The organism is Lignipirellula cremea (assembly GCF_056501455.1).
In genome coordinates, this window is record NZ_CM151415.1 from 6214279 (window position 1) to 6233231 (window position 18953).

Genomic DNA, 18953 nt, shown 5'->3' on the forward strand with positions numbered 1-18953 from the left:
GCGATCTCTGACCGCTGCCGCCATCCTTTCGATGATTGCGCCCTGTCTCCTGGCAGGCGTCGCGTCGTGCGAGGAGCCGTCCCGCAAGACGAACTCCCCCGTGAAAATCATCTTCGACACGGACATGGATTCCGACTGCGACGACGCAGGCGCGCTGGCGATGCTGCATGTCCTGGCGGATCGCGGGGAGGCGGAACTGCTGGCGACGATATGCTCGGCCCGGCACGCCTGGTCGCCCGCCTGCGTCGACGCGATCAACGCGTTCTATGGCCGACCCGATCTGCCGATCGGCGTTCCTCGCGAAGGGGCGACGACCGCGTCGAAGTACGCCCGAAAGCTGGCCGAGGCCTTCCTGCACGATACGCCGACCGACCTGACGAAGGTTCCGGCGGCGGTTGACGTCTACCGCCAGGTTCTCGCCGCGCAGCCCGACGGCAGCGTCACCATCGTCAGCGTCGGCGACCTGACGAATCTGGCCGCCCTGCTGAAGGCGCCGGCGGACGGCGATTTGCCGAGCGGACGCGATCTGGCCGCGAAGAAGGTCAAGCTCTGGGTCTGTATGGGAGGCAACTTCATCGGCAGACCGGCGGTCGACGATCTGAAGCTGGGCAACAACAACTTCACCGTCGACGCCGCATCGTCCTACGACGCGGTGCAGAACTGGCCGGGCGAGATCGTCTTCGTGGGCCGCGAGATCGGCTCGGTCCCCAGCGGCCTGGCCGTCGGCGCGCGGCTGAAGGAGTTGCCCGAGGCGCACCCCGTCCGCTTCGCCTACGCCGCGTACTTCGGCGGCGAACCGCGCGATCGCCACGTCGCCGACCAGACGGCCGTGCTCTACGCCGTGCACGGCCTCGGGCCCTATTGGGGCGGCGAGACTCGCGGGACGATGGACCTCGCGCGGGACATGACCTTCAGGTTCGAAGAGTCGCCGACGGGCCGTCACCGCTATCTCGTGAAGGCGCCGCGTGACTCCGCCGCAGACGACGCCCGGGTCGAGCAGGCGATCGAGGAGTTGATGACGGCGCCGGCGCGTTGACGGTCACCGTCGGCGCACGAAAAAAGCCGCCTCGCGGAGACGAGACGGCTTGCTGGCTTCGTCGACGAGGCGCCGACTCGATCGTTACTGCAGCGGGAAGGCCGCGATCGTGCCCTGCCCGAAATCGTAGTCGCCGATTTCCGCCGCATCGAGGGCGTTCTCGAACGTTCGCTTCTCGCGAGCGCTCCAGCTCTTGCCCTTGCCGTAGAAGACATGGAAGGCGACGCCTTCGTGATGCTCGACCTGGATCTGCCGCGCCAGCAGGTAGTACTCCATCACGACCGAGTCGTATTCCGCCTTGCTGGGATAGAGGAATCGCATCGCCTGGCAGAAGTCCTCGTACGCCTTGGCGACTTCGGCGGCGTTCTGTGCGGTCTGGAAATTCTGGTTGCCCGGCTCCAGCGCTTCGAGAGCGTTGCAGTCCGACAGAATGAACGCCCCTCGGGAGGGAAGGTCGCTGGCCCAAGGACGATAGTACGACACCAGGGAGAGGTAGCGCTTATCGGTGATCTTGATCGCGACCGTATCGGTGGCGGTCACGGGATTCAGGGGGTCGGTCGCGTCCGTCACCGTCAGCGTGACCGTGGTGGTACCGACCGGGAAGAACGCGATCGGGTTCTTCCCTTCGTTGACGCCGTCGAGCCAGAAGAACGCGATCTGCGGAGGATCGCCGACGAACCCCGTCGCCTCCCAGGTGAACGAGGTGATCGTTCCCGTCGATTGGCCACCCTTCAACTGGACGAACTCGCCCGGATGGTAGGTCGCGGCCACCGTTCGGTCGTTGCCGGCATTCGCCACCGGTTGTGCGACGGCGACCGAGGCGCCGAGAGCCAGCGTGACGACGGACAGGAGCGCTAAAGTTTTGCAAGTCTTCAATGGAGTTCCCTTCGCAACGTTCTGCGCCTGTCGGGACTGCAGCGACCGCGCGCTGCGCTAACAGCCCGTTGATTTTCGCCCTGCCTGCGCTATCCTCGCGTGATCTCGACGCGGGGGAGGAATCGCGATGGGCTTGGGCAAGCGGAAGCGGGAGACGCAGGGGACGTTCTGGGTTCCGACGGACAAGCTGGGGAGCGGTCCGCGAAACGTCTTCTACGACCGTCTGAACGGGCTGCTGGCCGAGATCGAATTCGACGGACGGCTCGAAGAGGCGGCCGCTCCGTACTACGAAACGACGGGGCGAAAGAGCCTGGCGCCGGGCGTCTACTTCCGGATGCTGTTCATCGGTTACTTCGAGGGGATCGACAGCCAGCGCGGCATCGCCTGGCGCTGCGACGACAGTCGCTCGCTGGCCCGTTTCCTGGGCTTCGGTCCCGGCGAGGAGACGCCGGACCATTCGACGCTCACGCTGACGCGAAACCGGCTGCCGCTGGAGATCCATCAGCTCGCGTTCGACCTGGTTCTCGGCCTCTGCCACGAGAAGGGTCTGCTCAAGGGCAAAACGCTCGGCGTCGACGCCAGCGATCTCGAAGCGAACGCTTCGATGAAGTCGATCGTCCGCCGGGAGAACGGCGACGACTGGCAGGAGTACGTTCGCAAGCTCTACGAAGCCGAAACGGGCGTAAGCGACCCGGACGACGAGGAGCTGCGCCGCTTCGACAGGAAGCGGAAGGACAAGAAGGTCTCCAACGACGAGTGGGTCAATCCGCACGATCCCGACGCTCGGATCGGGAAGATGAAGGACGGTCGCACGCATCTCAAGTACAAGGTCGAACACGCCGTCGATCTGGAGACGGACGTGATCGTCGCGGCGGAAGTCTACGAAGGGACCGCCGGCGACTGCCGGACGATCGAAGATACCGTGAACGCCGCGCGAACGAACCTGCGCGAGGCGGGCACGGGCTGCGACGTGGAAGAGGTCGCGGCGGACAAGGGCTATCACAGCGAAGAGTCGCTCGACCGGCTGCAGCACGAGACGCACGTGCGGACGTATATTCCGCAGCCGAAGCGAGCGAAGTCTCGGAAGCGAAAACGCAAGCCGCCGAGTCGTCAGGCGGCCTATCGTCGCAATCGCCGGAACGCGCGCGGACGTCGCGGTCGCAGGCTGCAGCGTCTACGAAGCGAGAAGGTCGAGCGGACGTTCGCGCACGTGCTCGAAACGGGCGGCGGCAGGAGAACCTGGCTTCGCGGGCTGGCCAAGATCCGCAAGCGCTACCTCGTCGCCGCCGTCGCTTACAACTTGGGACGGATCCTGCGCCAACTCCTCGGCGCCGGTAAGCCGAAACAGTTCGGAGAACTGGGAGCAGCGCTTTCCGCCGCGTTTGGGCTCTCCAGCTTCGCTGATTTCGCCGTCGGATCGCATCGAGCGATCTTAAGCATCTCGGTCGCCGTCCGGCTCCCGCTCCTGATGCCTCGACGCTCAGCGACCTTTTGAACGCTCAGGCTCTCGCGAACAGGGAAATCAACGGACTGGGACTGCTAAACGCCCCGCACAAGCATCAAAATCGGTCCGGGCGGGCCGGTCGAAGACTGGCGGCCCCGGGCGATCGCGATCATGACGCTGGTCGGGGCGGGCGTCGCGCTGCTGATGGCGCTGGCGAACGTTGTCGCGGCGCTGGTGGTCTGCGTGACGCTGCTGACCGCGGCTTACAGTCTGGCCGTGGGGGTCGTCTGCCTGATCAACGGGCTCAACCTGCTGAACAAGCCGCTCGGTCAGCAGCGCCCGCCCTACCCCAGCGCCATCATGCAGGTGATCAGCATCGTCTCGTGCGACGTGGTCAACGTGGCCCTCGGGGTCGCGATTCTCGTCCTGTTGAACGAGCCGCAGGTCAGGTCGAAGTTCCTGCCATAAGCGAACGCCGACTCGAATGAAGACAGTTTCCGTTGCTCGCCGTCCTGCCGGCCGGTAAGGTGAACCGGCTGACCGTCGGATGTAGAAAACGCCGTGCTGAGGAATGGTCGATGGATGCGATGAATTGCAAGCATTGCGGAACGGGCATCGAATACCTCGCCCAGGATCAGGGGCGGCAGTTCGTCTGCACGAGTTGCGGCAAGCCGGGGATCTACGGCTTCGGCGCTGACGAAGCGAATCCGTCGTTCGCCACGCCCAGCACGAGTCCGTTCGCGGCGGCGAACGCGAGCGGTCAGCCGGTTCCCGCGCCGATGAAGCCCAAGTCGTCCGGCGGAGTTCTGACCTGGGTCGGCGGCGGCGTGATCGGCCTCGCGGCGATCTTCGGACTCGTCGGTAAGGGCGCCAAGCACGCGGGCAAGGCGGCGAAAGCGATCCCCACCCGCACGATCCCGGCGCAGCTCCCCTCGAAGTTCATGGCGTCGCCCTACAAGGCCGCGCCCTCCTCGACCGGCTTCGCACCCTCGGTCGCTCCCGGCTCGACCGGCGGGATGACCTACGTCCCCATCGGCGCCGGCATCCACGCCAGCCGCGCCGCTTCGCGCGTGATGAGCGACGACGAGAAGAAGAATCAGCCTCTCGCCGCGCCGCAGCCGGTGCCGGGACTGCCGGTTCCCGGTCAGCCGTAGGGCGAGGCGATGACGGAACTCTCGTCCGGTTACGTCGGACTAGCTCGCAGCTTCGCAGCGCCGGCCGAATCGGAGGAGCATCGCTGGCTGCGAATCGACCTTCTCGAGCTGGGACTGCTGGGAAGCGACGGCGTTTGTCGTTACTGCTATAGCAAGCTCAGCGGGAAAAACGGATTCGCGATGCACTTCGACGAGATTCGTGCGGAGTTGCGTGTGTTTCTCGAACGCGAACTTCCGGCTGTGACGACCAACGCGGTCTTCGAAGACAGGAACTCGCTGGAAGTTGTAATGGAGTATCTCCGCAACAGCCTCCACGTCGTCGAAACCGGCGAGCCGCTGCCGAATCGGAGCAAGGAAGATCGGGCGATCGACGCCCTGCTTCTCGACCCGACGCTCTCGGACGACGACGTTCGAGAACTGCTGAAGACGACCGAGAAACAGATGCGGCGCTGGTCGACCTACGGCATCCTTCGCCGCGCGCTGACTCGAAACGCGGTGGCGTGAAGATTTGCACAGAGCAGCAACGCCAGCGCTGAATCCTGGGCCGATTCGTGCCGCTCAATCGAACGATCCGCCCATCGCCAGGCAGGGGCTTCGATCGCCGGCGAAGCCGAGGATCCTCCCGTGGGCGACGCAGCGGGCGCCCTCGTACAGCTCGAATCGCCGTCCCGTCGTCAGCGATTCATGCGGCGCTTCGTCAACCAGAAACGCGATCTCGGCGAGCCATTCCGCCTCCCCGTCGTCGCTCTCTTCGCTCTCGTCTTGCGCTCCTTCGAGTTTCCTCACGACGAGCGACCAGATCGCCCCGTCGATCTCCGGCTCGTCAGGATCGAGCAGTCGTATGATCGGCGCATAAGGCGGTTCGCCGACGCCGGACGGCAGGCTCTGTCGCCCGCCCTCGCTGGCCGGGATCCAGCGGATTTCCGCCAGTCGGGATCGTCGATCAAGTTTCTTCATAGCCCCTCGCTGGCGACGCCTCCTGCGAAGGGCCGCACGAACGCCAGACGACTCCGTCATCGCAACGGCAGCCCATGACGACGGTCTCGATCGCCTGCACGAAGTAACGATCGTCGCGCAAGACAAGCCGGAGCGTCGGCACGTACGTGACCCCGTCTCGCGATTCGGTGAACTCTGCTTGAACGAGCGAAAACGGCAGTCCTTCGAACGCGCGGTAATGCGGCGGAACCACTCCGGGCGCCGTCGTCAGCCCCTGCTCGCCGATCGAGACCAGCGTTCGGTCAGCTATCCACGACGCCGCGAGTCGTGCGAACTCCCTTTGAGGTTCTTCGAACGTCGCGGAATCCGTCAGCTCGAAGGCCCTTTCCGGATCGCCGTTCGACAGTCGCTTCAAGAACTCTCGGGACACGTCGACGCAGCGATCGTCCGCGACAAGCTTCCACGACCATCCGCCCGACTCGATCCAGTTCAAAACGATGTAGACGTATGCGATCAGCGTCGCGAACGGGAGCAGTCCGCCGATCCCCGAAAGTTGATCGCGAGTCAGCCAGCCGAGTTGCGACCCCGCGATCGCGAACGCCGCAGTCCCGATCGTCAGTACGACGATCGCCGCGAACGCGACCGACCAGCGATTGACGAGGCTACGGCGAACGATGAAGGGCATGGCGACCAACGCGAACCAAAGGCGACCTCTGCCATCCATGCCAGCCGCTCATTCGCTGCCGGAGATGCCGAGAATGGCCAACGCGTCATCGGCCTTCGTATTGCGGATGGGATAGAGTTCCGGCCAGTACCAGCCATTTAACTCTTGAACGCAGGAATCGCCGAACATCTCCAGTTTGTTCAAATCGCTCAGGGCGTCCTGCAGCCGGAGTTCAATGGGAGCATTCCCGTGGAGCAGCGCTCGCCAAGTGCTCCGCACTTTCTCGATGCGATTCTTGGCGAACTTCCTATCCCACCCCAACCAGCCATTCATCGTATCGACGCTATGCAGGCACTTATATGCTTCTAAAGCACTGTCCATCGACAGGGATTCGATCGAATCTGGGTTTAAGAGCCTTCGCACGAGGCGAAGTCGCTTCGACTGTATGTCGCGGAAACCCGTGCCGGACTCCCATTCGACATAACGACGAAACAATTCTCGCAGCCCGGGGACGAAGCCCTCGGTAGCCAAAAGCCCCGTCGCCCTCTCGGGTTGCTCCCGATACTCGACGAAGATGAAATGCCAAAAGTGGTCTATCGATATGTAGATCGGCAGCTCTGGGTAGTGTTCCCGGGCCAGATCGCCCACCGCACTCCTGACGCAGTCGACGGCGCCTTTGAATCGCATATACTCCGATGCCAATTTGCGAAGGCGCCGAGCCGGCTTCTGTTCATCAGCTTCTCGCCGACAATACCGCGCGAATGCGTCGAATTCCTCTTTATAATCCGCAAGTTTTGAGTCGGAGAGTATCGTGCTTTTCGATAATATGTGTTCGTAGTGTGCGGCCAGGTCCAGAAACCCGACTTCCCCCTCCCTGAAGACCACGTTCGTTTCGATATTCGAGTCCAGACCGGAACAGGTTAGGTTCGAGGAACCGACTGTGGCGACGCTGCCGCCATTCGATTCGCACAAGTATATCTTGGAGTGAAAAGCGTCTCGAATGTATCGCACGTCAGCCTTGCCGGACTTGCAGACGGCGTCCAGCGCGTAGTAACTGGTTGGAGGCCTTAAAGAGACAACTAGTTGTACTTCGCAATCAGGAGAGTCGAACGCTGCCTCCAACGCCGTCCGATCCACGAAAAACGCGACGGCGGCTCGAAATCGGCGAACAGGAAACCCAACGCTCGCCAATGTTCCTCGCAGACTCTTTCCGTCCATTCCGTTCGTAACGATATCCACAAAACCTCCTGAGACGTCTACGCCCCCATCGCCGGTTCGTCCTCGATGCTGGTTTCAGGCGTGCCGGGGAGTTCGTCGTCGCCGCGACGGACGATCAGGACCGAGCCGCCGAAGTCGTCCTCGGTCAGCTCCTCGACGGCGCGGCCGCGCTTGTCGATCTTCAGATCGGCGGTCTTCGTCTTGTCCTTGGCGTAGTCGAGCAGCTTGGCGTAGATCGCCGTGCGATCGGTCTTCTGCAGGTAACCGACGGCGTCGGCCACCTCGCCGAGGTAACGCAGGAAGATGCTGCGGCGCTCGCCCTCGGCCTGCACCTGCTGGCGGCGCTTGAGGAACATGGCCAGCTTGCGACCGACCGTCTGCAGCGCGAGTCGCAGTTCCTTCTCGATCTCGGGATAGGCGGCGATCGCCTCCTTCGATTCGCTGGTGAAGGGGACCCAGACGCTGGCGATATGGACCATCAGCGTGATCGGGCCCTGCGGCAGCGAGCCCCGCGACTGCGACAGGCCGTACGAGCGCCAGTTCGTGGCGATGATGGCCTGCGTGATCGCACAGGCGCCATGCTGGAACTGCAGCGGCACCCGGTTGGCGTAGCGCAGCGTCAGGCAGGACTGGCCTTCGGAAAGGTTGATCTGCGTGAGCGCGACGAGCAGACGTTCGCGTTCCTGCTTCGACAGGTTCGCGGGCGACTTCCTGGTCGGCGTCTTCGCCGTGGCGAGGATCTTGTCCGCGCCGTCGGGTCCGATGCCGGCGAACGAGGTCATCAGGAACTTCCGCAGCGTTCGCGCGTCGCTCTGGTTGAGCATCTCCTCCAGTTGCTCGCGAGAGATGCGGGTCGGGGCCGTGCCGCCGTAGGCGAGCGCGACCTCCACGACGAACGGGTTTCCCCGATAGACCCCGGGCGGACGCGTCGCGGCGGCGTAGAACTCGCCCGGCACGACGTGGCGGACCCCCTTGAGCAGATGCTCCTCGCCGATCGGAACGATGCAGTCGGTGGCCGGCGGGCGGATCTTCGTTTCCTGGATCGCCTGGAACAGGCTGTCGACTTCCTTGTGATGCGCCTTGGTCGTGCTCATCCGCGTCGAGACGTTCGCCGTCTCGCAGATCTTCCTCGCGACGCTCGGCGTGACGCAACTGAAGGAGTCCTGCAGGAACTGCGTGACGGTCCCCCCGTTGTACGACTGGAGCATCGTCTGCAGGCGACCCAGTTCGACGCCGTACGGATGCGGCTTGATCTCCTTCGGCTCGGGCGGAAGATCCTGCGACGAGCGGAGATAGCTGATTCGCTTCCCTTCCGGATCGCGATAGTGGATCGTGACGTGCGGGTTGGCGATCGCCGTCTGTTCGAGATACTCGTCGACCGAACCGCGGCCGCGCTGGTAACGGCCTTCGAGTTCGATGGCGACGCGCGTGCCGCTGGCGATCGGCTGCGGCGCCTTGCCCGTTTCGGCGTCGTACTCGGCGACCCAGTCGATCCCCTTGGCCGCGAGGACGGCGCGACCCTTGTCGTTGGCTTCGAAGTCCTCGCCCTGACCTTTGCCGTTCAGGATCTCGGGCTTGTTGGTCTTCGTGTCGATCTTGATTTCGTAGAAGTGGATCGGCTTGCGGATCGACGTCTTCGACAGGATCCGGACGGGCTGCCCCGTGGTGAGCATGCCGTACATGCCCGCCGCGCTGATGCCGATGCCCTGCTGGCCGCGGGACATGCGGAGGCGGTGAAACTTCGACCCGTAGAGCAGCTTGCCGAAGATCAGCGGGATCTGCTTCGGGACGATGCCGGGGCCGTTGTCCTGCACGGCGACGCGGAAGCGGTTGTTGCCGAGGGCGTCCATCTGGACCCAGATCTCGGGCAGGATGCCGGCCTCCTCGCAGGCGTCGAGCGAGTTGTCGACGGCCTCCTTCACGGTCGTGAGGAGGGCCTTCCTGGGATTGTCGAAGCCGAGCAGATGCCGGTTCTTCGCGAAGAACTCGCTGACCGAGATCTCCCGCTGGCCGGCTGCCATCGACTGCGCCGTCGCGCGGCGCTTCGTCGAACCGGCGGGCGTGGAACCGGAGGTTTCGTCCGTGATTTCGTCTTCGGCTTCCATCGAGCGGGGCGAGCTTCCTAAAGAGACCGGCGGCGGATCGACTTCATTATCCGCCCCTTACTGATCGTTCGTCCAGATGGCGAACCGGCGACCCTGCCGACCGCACAGGACCCTGCCGATTACCCTGAGCAGGCAGATTATATCGATGCCTCCGTCGGCGCCATGCCGCCTGCGACCCGCCTGGGGGGCGCTGCGTCGCGAACGGGCTGCGTCGCAGCGTGCTCCCGATGAGGTTGATTCGGCGCTCGGGGCCGTGAACTTCGTCGTTCGATCTCTTTTGCCGGCTCGGCGGGAAGGGATAGCGACCAAGACTCTTCCCGGCAGGGCGATTGGACTTCTCCTGCGCCTCGCAACAATGGGGGAACGTTCGCGGCGATTCGCGAACAGACAACACCTGGCAGGCTGCTGCAAAAGGCAGTCTGCCTGCCAGGTCGTCGCAGGATGCGACGACGAAAGGGGAGTCGCGACCCTTTCGCGAGCCGTGAGAAACTTGTTTCGAACTTGGCGAGGCTGCATAACGCCACGCTGGCGTTTTGCAGCAGCCTGCTTGAGAAGCCTCGTGGCGGAAGCATCGGACAAATTCGAAGGAATCGGCCTCCGGACGCGGCAGAGTCTCCGTAGCCAGGTGATCGGTTACGGCGTCGCCGTGCTCGCGACGGTCGTCACCACCGCGATCGCGATCGTCATCGCCCGAACGACGGGCGGCTACGTTCCGCCGCTGATCTACGTTCCGGGAATCGTCCTTGCGGCAGCCGTCGGAGGGCTGGGGCCCGGGCTCGTGGCGACGACGCTCGCCGGGCTCGCCGCTACGTACTTCCTGCTCCTGCCGATCGGTTTCGCGATCGCCGATCCGAACGACTTCGTTCGGCTCTGCGTTCTGGTCGGCGTCGGCATTCTGGTCAGCTCGCTGCTCGCGGTGACGCGTCGCCGCCGCGAAGACGTCGACGAAGAACGGGAGCGGCTGCGGATCACGCTCGCAAGCATCGGCGACGGGGTCATCCGGACCGACGCGATGGGCCGCGTCACGGGTCTCAACGGGGTCGCCGCGGAACTGACGGGCTGGGACGAAGCGGAGGCGCTGGGCCGCTCGCTGACGGAAGTCTTTCGCATCGTCAACGAGACGACGCGCGCGGAGGTCGACAACCCGGCGCTGAGGGCGCTCAGGGAAGGTCGCATCGTCGGACTGGCCAATCACACGCTGCTGATCTCGAAGGACGGAACCGAACGCCCCATCGAGGACAGCGCCGCCCCCATTCGCGACGCGTTCGGGCGCGTCGTCGGCGCCGTGCTGGTCTTTCGAGACGTCACCGCTGAACGCCGGGCCGCGAAGGCGTTTCGTTCGATCGACGCCCGGCGGGCGGCGATGCTCGATTCGGCGCTGGACGGCATCGTGGCGATCGACGTCGACGGACTCGTCATCGACTTCAACCCGGCAGCGGAGCGGATCTTCGGCTACTCCCGCAGTCAGGCGATCGGGCGCGACGTCACGCAGTTCATCCCGCCGACGCGCCGATCGGATAGCGCTCCGGAAAACGACGCTCCGGAAAGCCTCGCCGCGGCCCTGAAGAGGGGCGAAGCTCGCATCCTGAACCAGCGGCTCGAATTGACCGCGATCCGGGCGGACGGGACGGAGTTTCCGGCGGAGATTTCGATCGCCCGGGCGTCGCTGGACGATTCGCCGATTTACGTCGGCTACATCCGCGACATCTCGGAGCGAAAGCTGGCGGAGCGGGAACGGACATTCTTCGTCGAACTCGCCGCCGCGACGCAGCCGTTGGAAGATCCGGCGGAATTGACGCAGACCGCTGCGAGGTTGCTGGCGGAGCACGTCGGCGCCGACCGCTGCGCGTATGCGGAGATCGAAGACGAATCGGTCTTCGTCATCACAGGCGACTATACCCGCGACGTTCCGAGCATCGTCGGACGCTGGCCGGTGGAAGACTTCGGCGCCGAGTGCGTGCGGAGCCTGCTCGCCGACGAAGCCTTCGTCGTCGAGGATTCCGAAAACGATCCGCGCATCGGACCGCAGGATCTGCCCGCGTATCGAGCGACGGCGATTCGCGCGGTGATCTGCGTCCCGCTATTTAAGGGGGGCCGCTTCACCGCCGCGATGGCCGTCCATCAGAAGACGGTCCGCCGGTGGACCGATCACGAGATCGCCTTCGTCCGAACGGTCGTCGCGCGGTGCTGGGAGGCGCTCCAGCGCAGCGGCGCCGTGCGGCAGTTGCGCGAAAGCGAAGAACGCTATCGCTCGCTCATCGCGGCCACGAGCGCGATCGTCTGGGATACGCCCGCCTCCGGAGAATTCGAAACGCCGCAGCCGAGTTGGACGGAATTCACCGGCCAGACCTTCCAGCAGTTCCGTGAGTGGGGCTGGCTCGACGCCGTTCATCCGGACGACCGGGCGGAGACGACGGCGACCTGGCAGAGAGCGCTCGCGACCGCTTCGCAGTACGTCGTCGAACACCGCCTCCGCCGGAAGGACGGCGAGTACCGCGTGATGAGCGTCCGCGGCGTGCCGATCCTCGACGAGTCGGGACAGGTGCGGGAGTGGGTCGGAATCCACACGGACGTGACGGAAAGCAAGCGGGCCTCGGCAGCGCTGCGCGCGAGCGAGGAACGCTACCGGACGCTCTTCGAAACGATGGACGAAGGCTTCTGCGTCGCCGAAGTCGTCTATGACGATCAGGGGCGCGCGGTCGATTATCTGTTTCTCGAAGCGAATCCGGCGTTCGAGAAACACTCCGGCCTGTCGAACGTCGTCGGCAAAACGGCAGGCGAGCTGGTGCCCGGCCACGAAAGTTTCTGGGCCGAGATCTACGGCGAAGTGGCCCGTACCGGAAAGCCGGTCCGCTTCGAGAACGAAGCGCAGATGCTGCGTCGCTGGTTCGACGTGAACGCGTTTCGGATCGGAGGCGATGGGAGCGTCCGCGTCGCGCAGCTCTTCACCGACATCACCCAGCGCAAACGAGCCGAAGCCGAACTCCGCGAGAGCGAGGAACGCTTCCGCCGGATGGCCGACGACGCGCCGGTCATGGTCTGGGTCACCGATCCCGAAGGCGTCTGCACCTACCTGAGCAAGTCCTGGTACGAACTGACGGGGCAGACGCCGGAGACAGGACTGGGCTTCGGCTGGATCGACGCCACGCATCCCGACGACCAGGCGATGGCTCACGACGCTTTCGTCGCCGCCAACGCCGCTCGGGCGCCGTTTCGCATCGAGTACCGCCTCCGTCGCAAGGACGGCGATTACGGCTGGTTCATCGACGCGGCGACGCCTCGGCTAAGCGCGAACGGCGAGTACCTCGGCTACATCGGTTCCGTCGTCGACATCACCGATCGGCGACTTGCGGAGCAACTTCGTCAGGAACACGAAGCACGCTTCCGCACGCTCGTCGAGCAGGTCGAGGATTACGCCATCTTCATGATCGATCGCGAAGGGCGGCCGACCAGTTGGAACGAAGGCGTGCGGCGCGTCCTCGGCTTCGAGGAAGAAGACTTCCTGGACAGGGACGTTTTTCCGGTCATCTTCACCCCGGAGGATCAGGCGGAGGGCGTTCCCGAGAAGGAGTTAGCTCAGGCCGCCGCGACCGGCACGGCGAACGACGATCGCTGGATGCGGCGGAAGGACGGCACGCGGTTCTACGCGACGGGCGTGACCAACAGCCTGCGGGACGATCGCGGCGAACTGCTCGGCTATATGAAGGTGATGCGCGATCACACCGAGCGAAAGCAGATGGAGGACGAACTGCGACGCGTCGCGGCCGATCTGTCGGAGGCCGATCGCCGCAAGAACGAATTCCTCGCCACGCTCGCGCATGAACTGCGCAATCCGCTCGCCCCGATCCGCTCCGGTCTGGAACTGATGCGGCTGACCGGCGACGACCCGCAGGAGACGGCGGAGATTCGCGACGTCATGGAGCGTCAGGCGCAACAGATGATGCGCCTGATCGACGATCTGCTGGAAGTCGCGCGGATCACGCAGGGCAAGCTGGATCTGCGCACCGCCACAGTGAACCTGTCGGACATCGTGCGAAGCGCGGTCGACGCTTCGCGGCCCTTCATGGAGGAGGGAGGCCACGAACTGGTCGTATCGATCCCGCCGGAGCGGGTGCGCCTGACGGCCGATCCGAATCGGCTGCAGCAGATCTTTTCGAACCTGCTCAATAACGCCGCCAAGTACACGCCCGACGGCGGGAAGATCGAGTTCCTCGCCGAGATCGAGGAGGGGGGCGTCGTCGTGCGGGTGCGCGACAACGGCATCGGCATCCCGCCGGAAATGAAGGACCGCATCTTCGAGATGTTCACGCAAATCGACCGTTCGATGGAGCGCTCCTATTCGGGCCTCGGCATCGGACTGACGCTGGTCAAGCGACTGGTCGAAATGCACGGCGGCACGATCGAAGTGAAGAGCGAAGGCCGCAACCAGGGGAGCGAATTCATCGTCCGCCTGCCGACGGAAAAGGCGCCGTCGGAACGGGACGATGCCGAAGCAGGAGGCGACGCCGCCGCTGCCGGAGGTCTGCGCGTGCTGGTCGTGGACGATAACCGGCCGGCGGCGGACATCCTCGCGAAGGTCATCCGCCTGCTCGGCAACGAGGCGAGAACCGCCTACGACGGTCGCGAAGGGGTCGCCGCCGCGGACGACTATCGACCCGACGTGATCCTGATGGACCTCGGCATGCCGACCATGAACGGCTACGAGGCGACTCGCGAAATCCGCAAGGCCGACTGGGGCGGAGGCATCACGATCGTCGCCCTGACCGGCTGGGGTCAGGACGAAGACCGCCGCCGGACGGAGGAAGCCGGCTTCGACCGTCATCTGGTCAAGCCGGTCGAACCGGCCACGCTGCAGAAGCTGCTCGCGGAGACGCGAAAGAAGCCGACGGAATGACTGCGGAGGTGGGGTGGCGCCGGTTGTCGCAACCAGCGCGGGCGCAGCCCGTCGGAGGCCTGCGCGCGCGTAAGGCGCCGAATCGCGGGCTTCCATTCAGGACGATCTATGCCGATCGACGCTCGAGTTTCCGAGTTCTCCCTCCTCCTGAGGCCTCCGATCCGCTTCGCGGACGCCGGTTGAGACAACCGGCGCCACCCAGTCTCCGCTCCGGGCCCTCTTTCCGGGGCCGGTTTTTCCGCCTGTAGCGGTCGGTCGCGAGCGGAAGAAAACGCTGCTTTCGCCGAAAAGGCGAGCCGATTTTGAGACGAGACAGCCGGGGCGTCCGTCGATCGGTCGCTACCCGCCGGCTCCCCGGAAAGAACGGGCGCTTTTGCGCGTTCAGACGCTCCGGATCGTACACGAATTCGGCCGACGGCCCGTCGCCGCTTCCGGCGTTTCGGCCCGACCGCTGCCAGGAGAAACCTCCATGCGTATTCGAATCCCTCGGGCGTTCCGGTTCGCCGGGACGCTGCTGTGCGCCGGCGCGGCGTCGGTCGCGCTGGCTCAGGAGCCGACCCCCGCGGCAGGCGTTTCGGCCGGCATCGCGGCCGAAGCAGGCGCTTCTGCCGGCGCGGCCGCCGCGGCTGACGTCGACGCCCCGAGCGTCCTCGGCGGAATGGCCGACGGACCCGTTCCCGGTCCCGTGCTCGGCGAAGGGATCGTCATCGAGGGCGACGGCTACGGCTACGCCGACGGGGGCGCCGGCGAGCTGTTCTACAACTACTACGTGCCGCCCGTGAACGGCGGAGTCGGCGCCGCGATGTACCCGGCTCCCCTGCCCGTGCCGCCGCACGTCGGGCACACCTACTTCACGTACCAGCCCTTCTACCCGCACGAGCACCTGTACGCCCACAAGCGGACGTACTATCGCTATCACCCGGGCTTCGAAGGCTACTCGTACAACGGCGTCTACGGCAACTGGCCGAACTACGCCGGCCTGGGCGGCAACGGCTTCGCCGGTCCGGACGGCTTCACGCCGTACACGAAGACGACCGTGCGGTGGCAGACGTCGCGTTTCGCGAACTTCAACAACCGCGTCTTCGGCAAAGTCAATAACTTCAATGCATTCGACCCGAGTCCGTAAGAACTTGGGCCTCGCGGGGGCGGATGGCTGATGCCTCGCCCCTTCGCGGATCGATCGCATAGACGGACATCGAAACAACCGCGACGAAGACTCCCCCGGCGCGGACGCACGCATCGATCGAGAGGAACGAAGCATGAAGACTGCTCTGAAACTCGCCGCCTGCGGGCTGGCGCTCGCCGTCGCGGGCGGGCAACTCTCCGCCGCTGACCCCGTCCTGCAGACCGTCGGCGTCGACAACTGCGAGAACTGCGAAAGCGGTTACTCGGGCGACGCCTACTACGCCTCGAACGCCGTCCGCGTCGGCTTCATCGGCGGACACATCGCCCGGGCGAAAGCGGCCAGCCCCTATCACATGGACCGATTCACGTACGACGCCTCGTACGGGTACATCGGCGATACGGGCCACGGTCTGGGCATGCGTCAGAACGAAGCCCGGATCTACAACAACCAGTGGGTTCAGGGCGTCGCCCAGTCGACCCCCTGGCACGGCGGATACAACTACATCAACTACGGGCGCCCCACCGCGCTCGTCGTTCCGCCGACCGCCGCGCTGCAGACCAAGTGGGCCTGGGGCGTGGGCAACACGGTCAGCATGCCGGTCTATCATCAGTTCGGTCGGTCCTATCCCGGCGCCTATCCGATGGAAGCCGGCGTCGGATACAACGGCATGCCGTTCCAGGCGACGCCGCTCTGGCCGTCGAGCACCGATCAGTTCGGCGTCTACTACGTCCGCGGCCCCTGGTGAGCTGCTGACCCGGTCCCTGCGACGCGAACACCTCTCGATCCGCGAAAACGCCCGCGCCGACCTGATCGGCCGCGGGCGTTTTTCGTTTTGCCGCTGCCTTCGGACAGTCGGAGCAGGCTGAACGTCCCTTTTCCCCCGGGAGCGGCATTCCTAGAATCGAGGGCGACCCGATCGCTACAATCGGCATTCTCGGCTCCGGCCGATTCGTCCGAGATCCGTCTGCCCTGGTTCGCCGATGCCTGGCGCCGCTCGAAATCTTCTTCGCACGTTCGCGACCTGCGCGGCCCTCCTGCTGACCGCAGCGACGGCGAGCGCCGCGGGACCGCCGAACGTGGTGTTCCTGGTGGCGGACGATCTCGGCTGGGGCGACACGTCGCTGCTGGGTCACAAGAATCTGGCGCCGACCCCCAACATCGATCGCCTGGCCGCGCGGGGCATGACCTTCACGCGAGCCTACGCGGCAGGTCCGCTCTGCTCGCCGACGCGCGAGAGCCTAATGACCGGCCTGCATCCGGGCCGCGTCGGCATGCTCGACGCGACCGGCCACGTTCCGCAGGTCGTCCTCAAGGCGCAGCGCGAACCCGTGGGACCGCCGAGAAGCAAAACCACCCCGGTCGTCAGCGTCACGCGGCTGAAGACCGGATACCTGACGATCGCCAAGTCGCTGCACGCCGCCGGCTACGCGACCGGTCACTTCGGGAAGTGGCACCTCGGACGCGATCCCTACACGCCGCTGCAACAGGGCTTCGACGTCGACTTTCCGCACACGTTCACCGCCGGACCTCCGGGCGGGTATCTCGGCTGGCGGACGAATACCGCGAAGCCGTCGCCCTCGCACGAGCATATCGAGGACCGGACCGCGAAGGAGGCGGTCGAGTTCATCAAGGCGAATCGCAACCGACCCTTCTTCCTGAACTACTGGCTCTTCTCGGTGCACGGGCCCTTCGAGGCGAAGCCGAAACTCGTTCAGAAGTACAAGCGCGTCGCCGCGAATCGAGGCTCTACCCAGAGCCCGACCTACGCCGCGATGATCGAGTCGATGGACGCCGCCGTCGGGCATATTCTGAACACGCTCGACCGGCTGAAGCTGTCGGAGAACACGATCATCGTGTTCCTGTCCGACAACGGCGGCAACGTTCACTCCCGCGTCGACGGCGTGCCGCCCGCGAACAACGGTCCGCTGCGCGGCGGGAAGGGGACGCTCTGGGAAGGCGGCACGCGCGTTCCCTGCGTCGTGATCTGGCCGAATCAGGTGTTGGGGGGAACTTACAATTCCCAAGTCATCCAGAGCACGGACTTCTATCCCACGGTTCTGGACATGCTCGCAGTGCCGCCGCAGCCGGGGCAATCGTTCGACGGCATCAGCATCGTTCCGGCCTTGAGGAGCCAGCCGCTGCAGCGCGCGGGCATCTTCACGTACCTGCCTCGGCGCGGATCCGACGGCTCGCCGCCCGGCATCTCGGTCACGGCAGGCGACTGGAAGCTCCTGCGGTTCTTCCATGACGGCCCGGGCGGCGCCCACCGCTACGAGCTCTACAACCTTGCGGAGGACGTCCGCGAAAGCGTCGACCTGGCGAAGGAGCAGCCGGCACGGGTCGCGCAGCTCGACGCGCAGATCGAGCGGTTCCTCATCGGTACCGCGGCCGTGGTTCCCGTTCCCAATCCGCTCTACGGTCTCGAACTGTAGCCGCCGGCAGGCCGGCCTCTTCGCCGATCGTTACCGGTCCGTTACCGCCGCCCACTGGTCCTTCGCGTAGAGTGATCGGAAGAGGCAGCGAACGATCGAGCTTTAGCAGGCTGCTGCACCGGGCAGCCTGCCTGCGGTTCGTCGCACGGATGCGATGACGAAAGGGGAGTTCACGAACCTTTTGCGAGCCGTGAGGAACTTGTTCCGAACCCGGCGAGGCTGCACAACGCCACGAAGGCGTTTTGCAGCAGTTGGATCGATGGGAGGCGAGGGATGATTGCGGAGAGCCTGCTTTCCCTGACGCTTATGCTCGCGGCGCCCCCTCAGCCGGAGCCGAATACGCCCGATGCGCCGGAAGGCGTTCCGACGCTCGCGCTCGCGGACCTGAACGCCTTCGTCAGGGCGGGGAACTACCACCGCATCCGCATCGAAAAGCTGGGCCATGTTCTCGAAGCGACGGGAAAGGTCGAAACGCTCGCCGCGTACGACGGCCTGCCGATCGTCGATCTTCCCGGCTTCCTCCATGCCGGGCTGCAGGGGCTGCCGAAGGATCACGGCCTCGCCGTCGGCGATCGCGTCCGTTTCCGCGGCATGATCGTGAGCGAAGGGTACGCCTGCCTGCAGGTCTGGACGTACGACTTCGAGAAGCTGCCGCCGGTCTCTGAAAAAGAAGCCGAACCCGAGGCCGCCGCGCCTGCCGACAGCGTGCCCGCTGCCCCTTCTCCTGCCTCGCTCGCGAAGTCGAGCGAGGAACTGCTGCCCAAAGTCACCGCCGACGATCTCGATGCGGCGAAGGAGAAGGGCGACTACCTTCGTGTCCGAAAGGAGATGATCGGACGCCGTCTCTTCGCCGACGCCGTGGTGGAACAGGTCGGCGCCTGGCCGCTCGTGCGGCTGAGCGAGAACTGGCAGGCCCATCTGCGCAGCCATTCCAGCGACTGGCGACTGAAAGCAGGCGACCGCGTCCGCTTCCATGGTCTGATCGTGGACGAAGCCTATTCCGCCGTCACCGTCTGGGTCGAGCGGATCGAGAAGCTGCCTGCCGAGGCTGCGCCGGCGAAGTAGACC

The 18953-nt window shown here is 65.1% G+C and carries 15 protein-coding genes; 10 read left to right on the plus strand and 5 right to left on the minus strand.

Annotated features, from left to right (window positions below; translation table 11 throughout):
• Nucleotides 1-100 precede the first annotated feature (100 nt).
• Nucleotides 101-1036, plus strand: a complete 936-nt coding sequence (locus tag SH602x_RS24430; RefSeq protein WP_479474746.1) for a nucleoside hydrolase — start codon at nucleotides 101-103, stop codon at nucleotides 1034-1036.
• Between the two features lie 84 nt (nucleotides 1037-1120).
• Here the strand turns inward: SH602x_RS24430 and SH602x_RS24435 are convergent, their stop codons facing one another.
• On the minus strand, nucleotides 1121-1912 hold the full coding sequence (locus tag SH602x_RS24435; RefSeq protein ID WP_479474747.1) for a hypothetical protein: 792 nt from the start codon (nucleotides 1910-1912) through the stop codon (nucleotides 1121-1123).
• Between the two features lie 127 nt (nucleotides 1913-2039).
• Between SH602x_RS24435 and SH602x_RS24440 the strand changes: the two genes are divergently transcribed.
• The 4 genes from SH602x_RS24440 (at nucleotide 2040) to SH602x_RS24455 (ending at nucleotide 5014) form a co-directional block, all read left to right on the plus strand.
• Nucleotides 2040-3407, plus strand: a complete 1368-nt coding sequence (locus tag SH602x_RS24440) for a transposase (RefSeq protein ID WP_479472661.1) — start codon at nucleotides 2040-2042, stop codon at nucleotides 3405-3407.
• A 120-nt stretch (nucleotides 3408-3527) separates the two neighbouring features.
• Nucleotides 3528-3824 carry a hypothetical protein gene (locus SH602x_RS24445; protein ID WP_479474748.1) on the plus strand — a complete coding sequence of 99 codons (297 nt, stop codon included), beginning with the start codon at nucleotides 3528-3530 and terminating at the stop codon, nucleotides 3822-3824.
• Nucleotides 3825-3934: 110 nt separating this feature from the next.
• On the plus strand, nucleotides 3935-4510 hold the full coding sequence (locus SH602x_RS24450) for a hypothetical protein (RefSeq protein WP_479474749.1): 576 nt from the start codon (nucleotides 3935-3937) through the stop codon (nucleotides 4508-4510).
• Nucleotides 4511-4519: 9 nt separating this feature from the next.
• A complete protein-coding gene (locus SH602x_RS24455; RefSeq protein WP_479474750.1) occupies nucleotides 4520-5014 on the plus strand; it encodes a hypothetical protein in 495 nt (164 codons plus the stop codon).
• 54 nt (nucleotides 5015-5068) lie between these two features.
• On the opposite strand, the gene SH602x_RS24460 is transcribed toward SH602x_RS24455, so the two are convergent.
• From SH602x_RS24460 to SH602x_RS24475, 4 genes are read right to left on the minus strand one after another with little or no spacing between them, the layout of a single operon-like run.
• Nucleotides 5069-5467, minus strand: a complete 399-nt coding sequence (locus SH602x_RS24460) for a hypothetical protein (protein ID WP_479474751.1) — start codon at nucleotides 5465-5467, stop codon at nucleotides 5069-5071.
• A complete protein-coding gene (locus tag SH602x_RS24465; RefSeq protein ID WP_479474752.1) occupies nucleotides 5454-6131 on the minus strand; it encodes a hypothetical protein in 678 nt (225 codons plus the stop codon). The genes SH602x_RS24460 and SH602x_RS24465 overlap by 14 nt, the downstream gene beginning before the upstream one ends.
• Before the next feature lie 48 nt (nucleotides 6132-6179).
• Nucleotides 6180-7349, minus strand: coding sequence for a phospholipase D family protein (locus SH602x_RS24470; RefSeq protein ID WP_479474753.1), 1170 nt, complete (start codon nucleotides 7347-7349; stop codon nucleotides 6180-6182).
• Between the two features lie 17 nt (nucleotides 7350-7366).
• Nucleotides 7367-9433 carry a DNA topoisomerase VI subunit B gene (locus SH602x_RS24475; RefSeq protein WP_479474754.1) on the minus strand — a complete coding sequence of 689 codons (2067 nt, stop codon included), beginning with the start codon at nucleotides 9431-9433 and terminating at the stop codon, nucleotides 7367-7369.
• Between the two features lie 76 nt (nucleotides 9434-9509).
• Here SH602x_RS24475 and SH602x_RS24480 point away from each other — a divergent pair, with 76 nt between their 5' ends.
• The 5 genes from SH602x_RS24480 to SH602x_RS24500 all read left to right on the plus strand — a co-directional run bounded on the left by SH602x_RS24480 (nucleotide 9510) and on the right by SH602x_RS24500 (nucleotide 18950).
• A complete protein-coding gene (locus SH602x_RS24480) occupies nucleotides 9510-14327 on the plus strand; it encodes a PAS domain S-box protein (RefSeq protein ID WP_479474755.1) in 4818 nt (1605 codons plus the stop codon).
• A 469-nt stretch (nucleotides 14328-14796) separates the two neighbouring features.
• Nucleotides 14797-15453, plus strand: coding sequence for a hypothetical protein (locus SH602x_RS24485; RefSeq protein WP_479470516.1), 657 nt, complete (start codon nucleotides 14797-14799; stop codon nucleotides 15451-15453).
• A gap of 133 nt (nucleotides 15454-15586) precedes the next feature.
• On the plus strand, nucleotides 15587-16198 hold the full coding sequence (locus SH602x_RS24490) for a hypothetical protein (protein ID WP_479474756.1): 612 nt from the start codon (nucleotides 15587-15589) through the stop codon (nucleotides 16196-16198).
• Between the two features lie 235 nt (nucleotides 16199-16433).
• Nucleotides 16434-17885, plus strand: coding sequence for a sulfatase (locus SH602x_RS24495; protein ID WP_479474757.1), 1452 nt, complete (start codon nucleotides 16434-16436; stop codon nucleotides 17883-17885).
• 273 nt (nucleotides 17886-18158) lie between these two features.
• Nucleotides 18159-18950, plus strand: coding sequence for a hypothetical protein (locus SH602x_RS24500; protein ID WP_479474758.1), 792 nt, complete (start codon nucleotides 18159-18161; stop codon nucleotides 18948-18950).
• The last annotated feature ends 3 nt before the right edge of the window (nucleotides 18951-18953 follow it).

What these genes read in the sequence shown, in the direction of transcription:
- SH602x_RS24495 (WP_479474757.1), top strand. Translation starts at nt 16,434, where the DNA reads ATGCCTGGCGCCGCTCGAAATCTTCTTCGCACGTTCGCGACCTGCGCG.
- SH602x_RS24460 (WP_479474751.1), bottom strand. Translation starts at nt 5,467, where the DNA reads ATGAAGAAACTTGATCGACGATCCCGACTGGCGGAAATCCGCTGGATC.
- SH602x_RS24455 (WP_479474750.1), top strand. Translation starts at nt 4,520, where the DNA reads ATGACGGAACTCTCGTCCGGTTACGTCGGACTAGCTCGCAGCTTCGCA.
- SH602x_RS24440 (WP_479472661.1), top strand. Translation starts at nt 2,040, where the DNA reads ATGGGCTTGGGCAAGCGGAAGCGGGAGACGCAGGGGACGTTCTGGGTT.
- SH602x_RS24465 (WP_479474752.1), bottom strand. Translation starts at nt 6,131, where the DNA reads ATGCCCTTCATCGTTCGCCGTAGCCTCGTCAATCGCTGGTCGGTCGCG.
- SH602x_RS24445 (WP_479474748.1), top strand. Translation starts at nt 3,528, where the DNA reads ATGACGCTGGTCGGGGCGGGCGTCGCGCTGCTGATGGCGCTGGCGAAC.
- SH602x_RS24490 (WP_479474756.1), top strand. Translation starts at nt 15,587, where the DNA reads ATGAAGACTGCTCTGAAACTCGCCGCCTGCGGGCTGGCGCTCGCCGTC.
- SH602x_RS24500 (WP_479474758.1), top strand. Translation starts at nt 18,159, where the DNA reads ATGATTGCGGAGAGCCTGCTTTCCCTGACGCTTATGCTCGCGGCGCCC.
- SH602x_RS24485 (WP_479470516.1), top strand. Translation starts at nt 14,797, where the DNA reads ATGCGTATTCGAATCCCTCGGGCGTTCCGGTTCGCCGGGACGCTGCTG.
- SH602x_RS24480 (WP_479474755.1), top strand. Translation starts at nt 9,510, where the DNA reads ATGGCGAACCGGCGACCCTGCCGACCGCACAGGACCCTGCCGATTACC.
- SH602x_RS24450 (WP_479474749.1), top strand. Translation starts at nt 3,935, where the DNA reads ATGGATGCGATGAATTGCAAGCATTGCGGAACGGGCATCGAATACCTC.
- SH602x_RS24475 (WP_479474754.1), bottom strand. Translation starts at nt 9,433, where the DNA reads ATGGAAGCCGAAGACGAAATCACGGACGAAACCTCCGGTTCCACGCCC.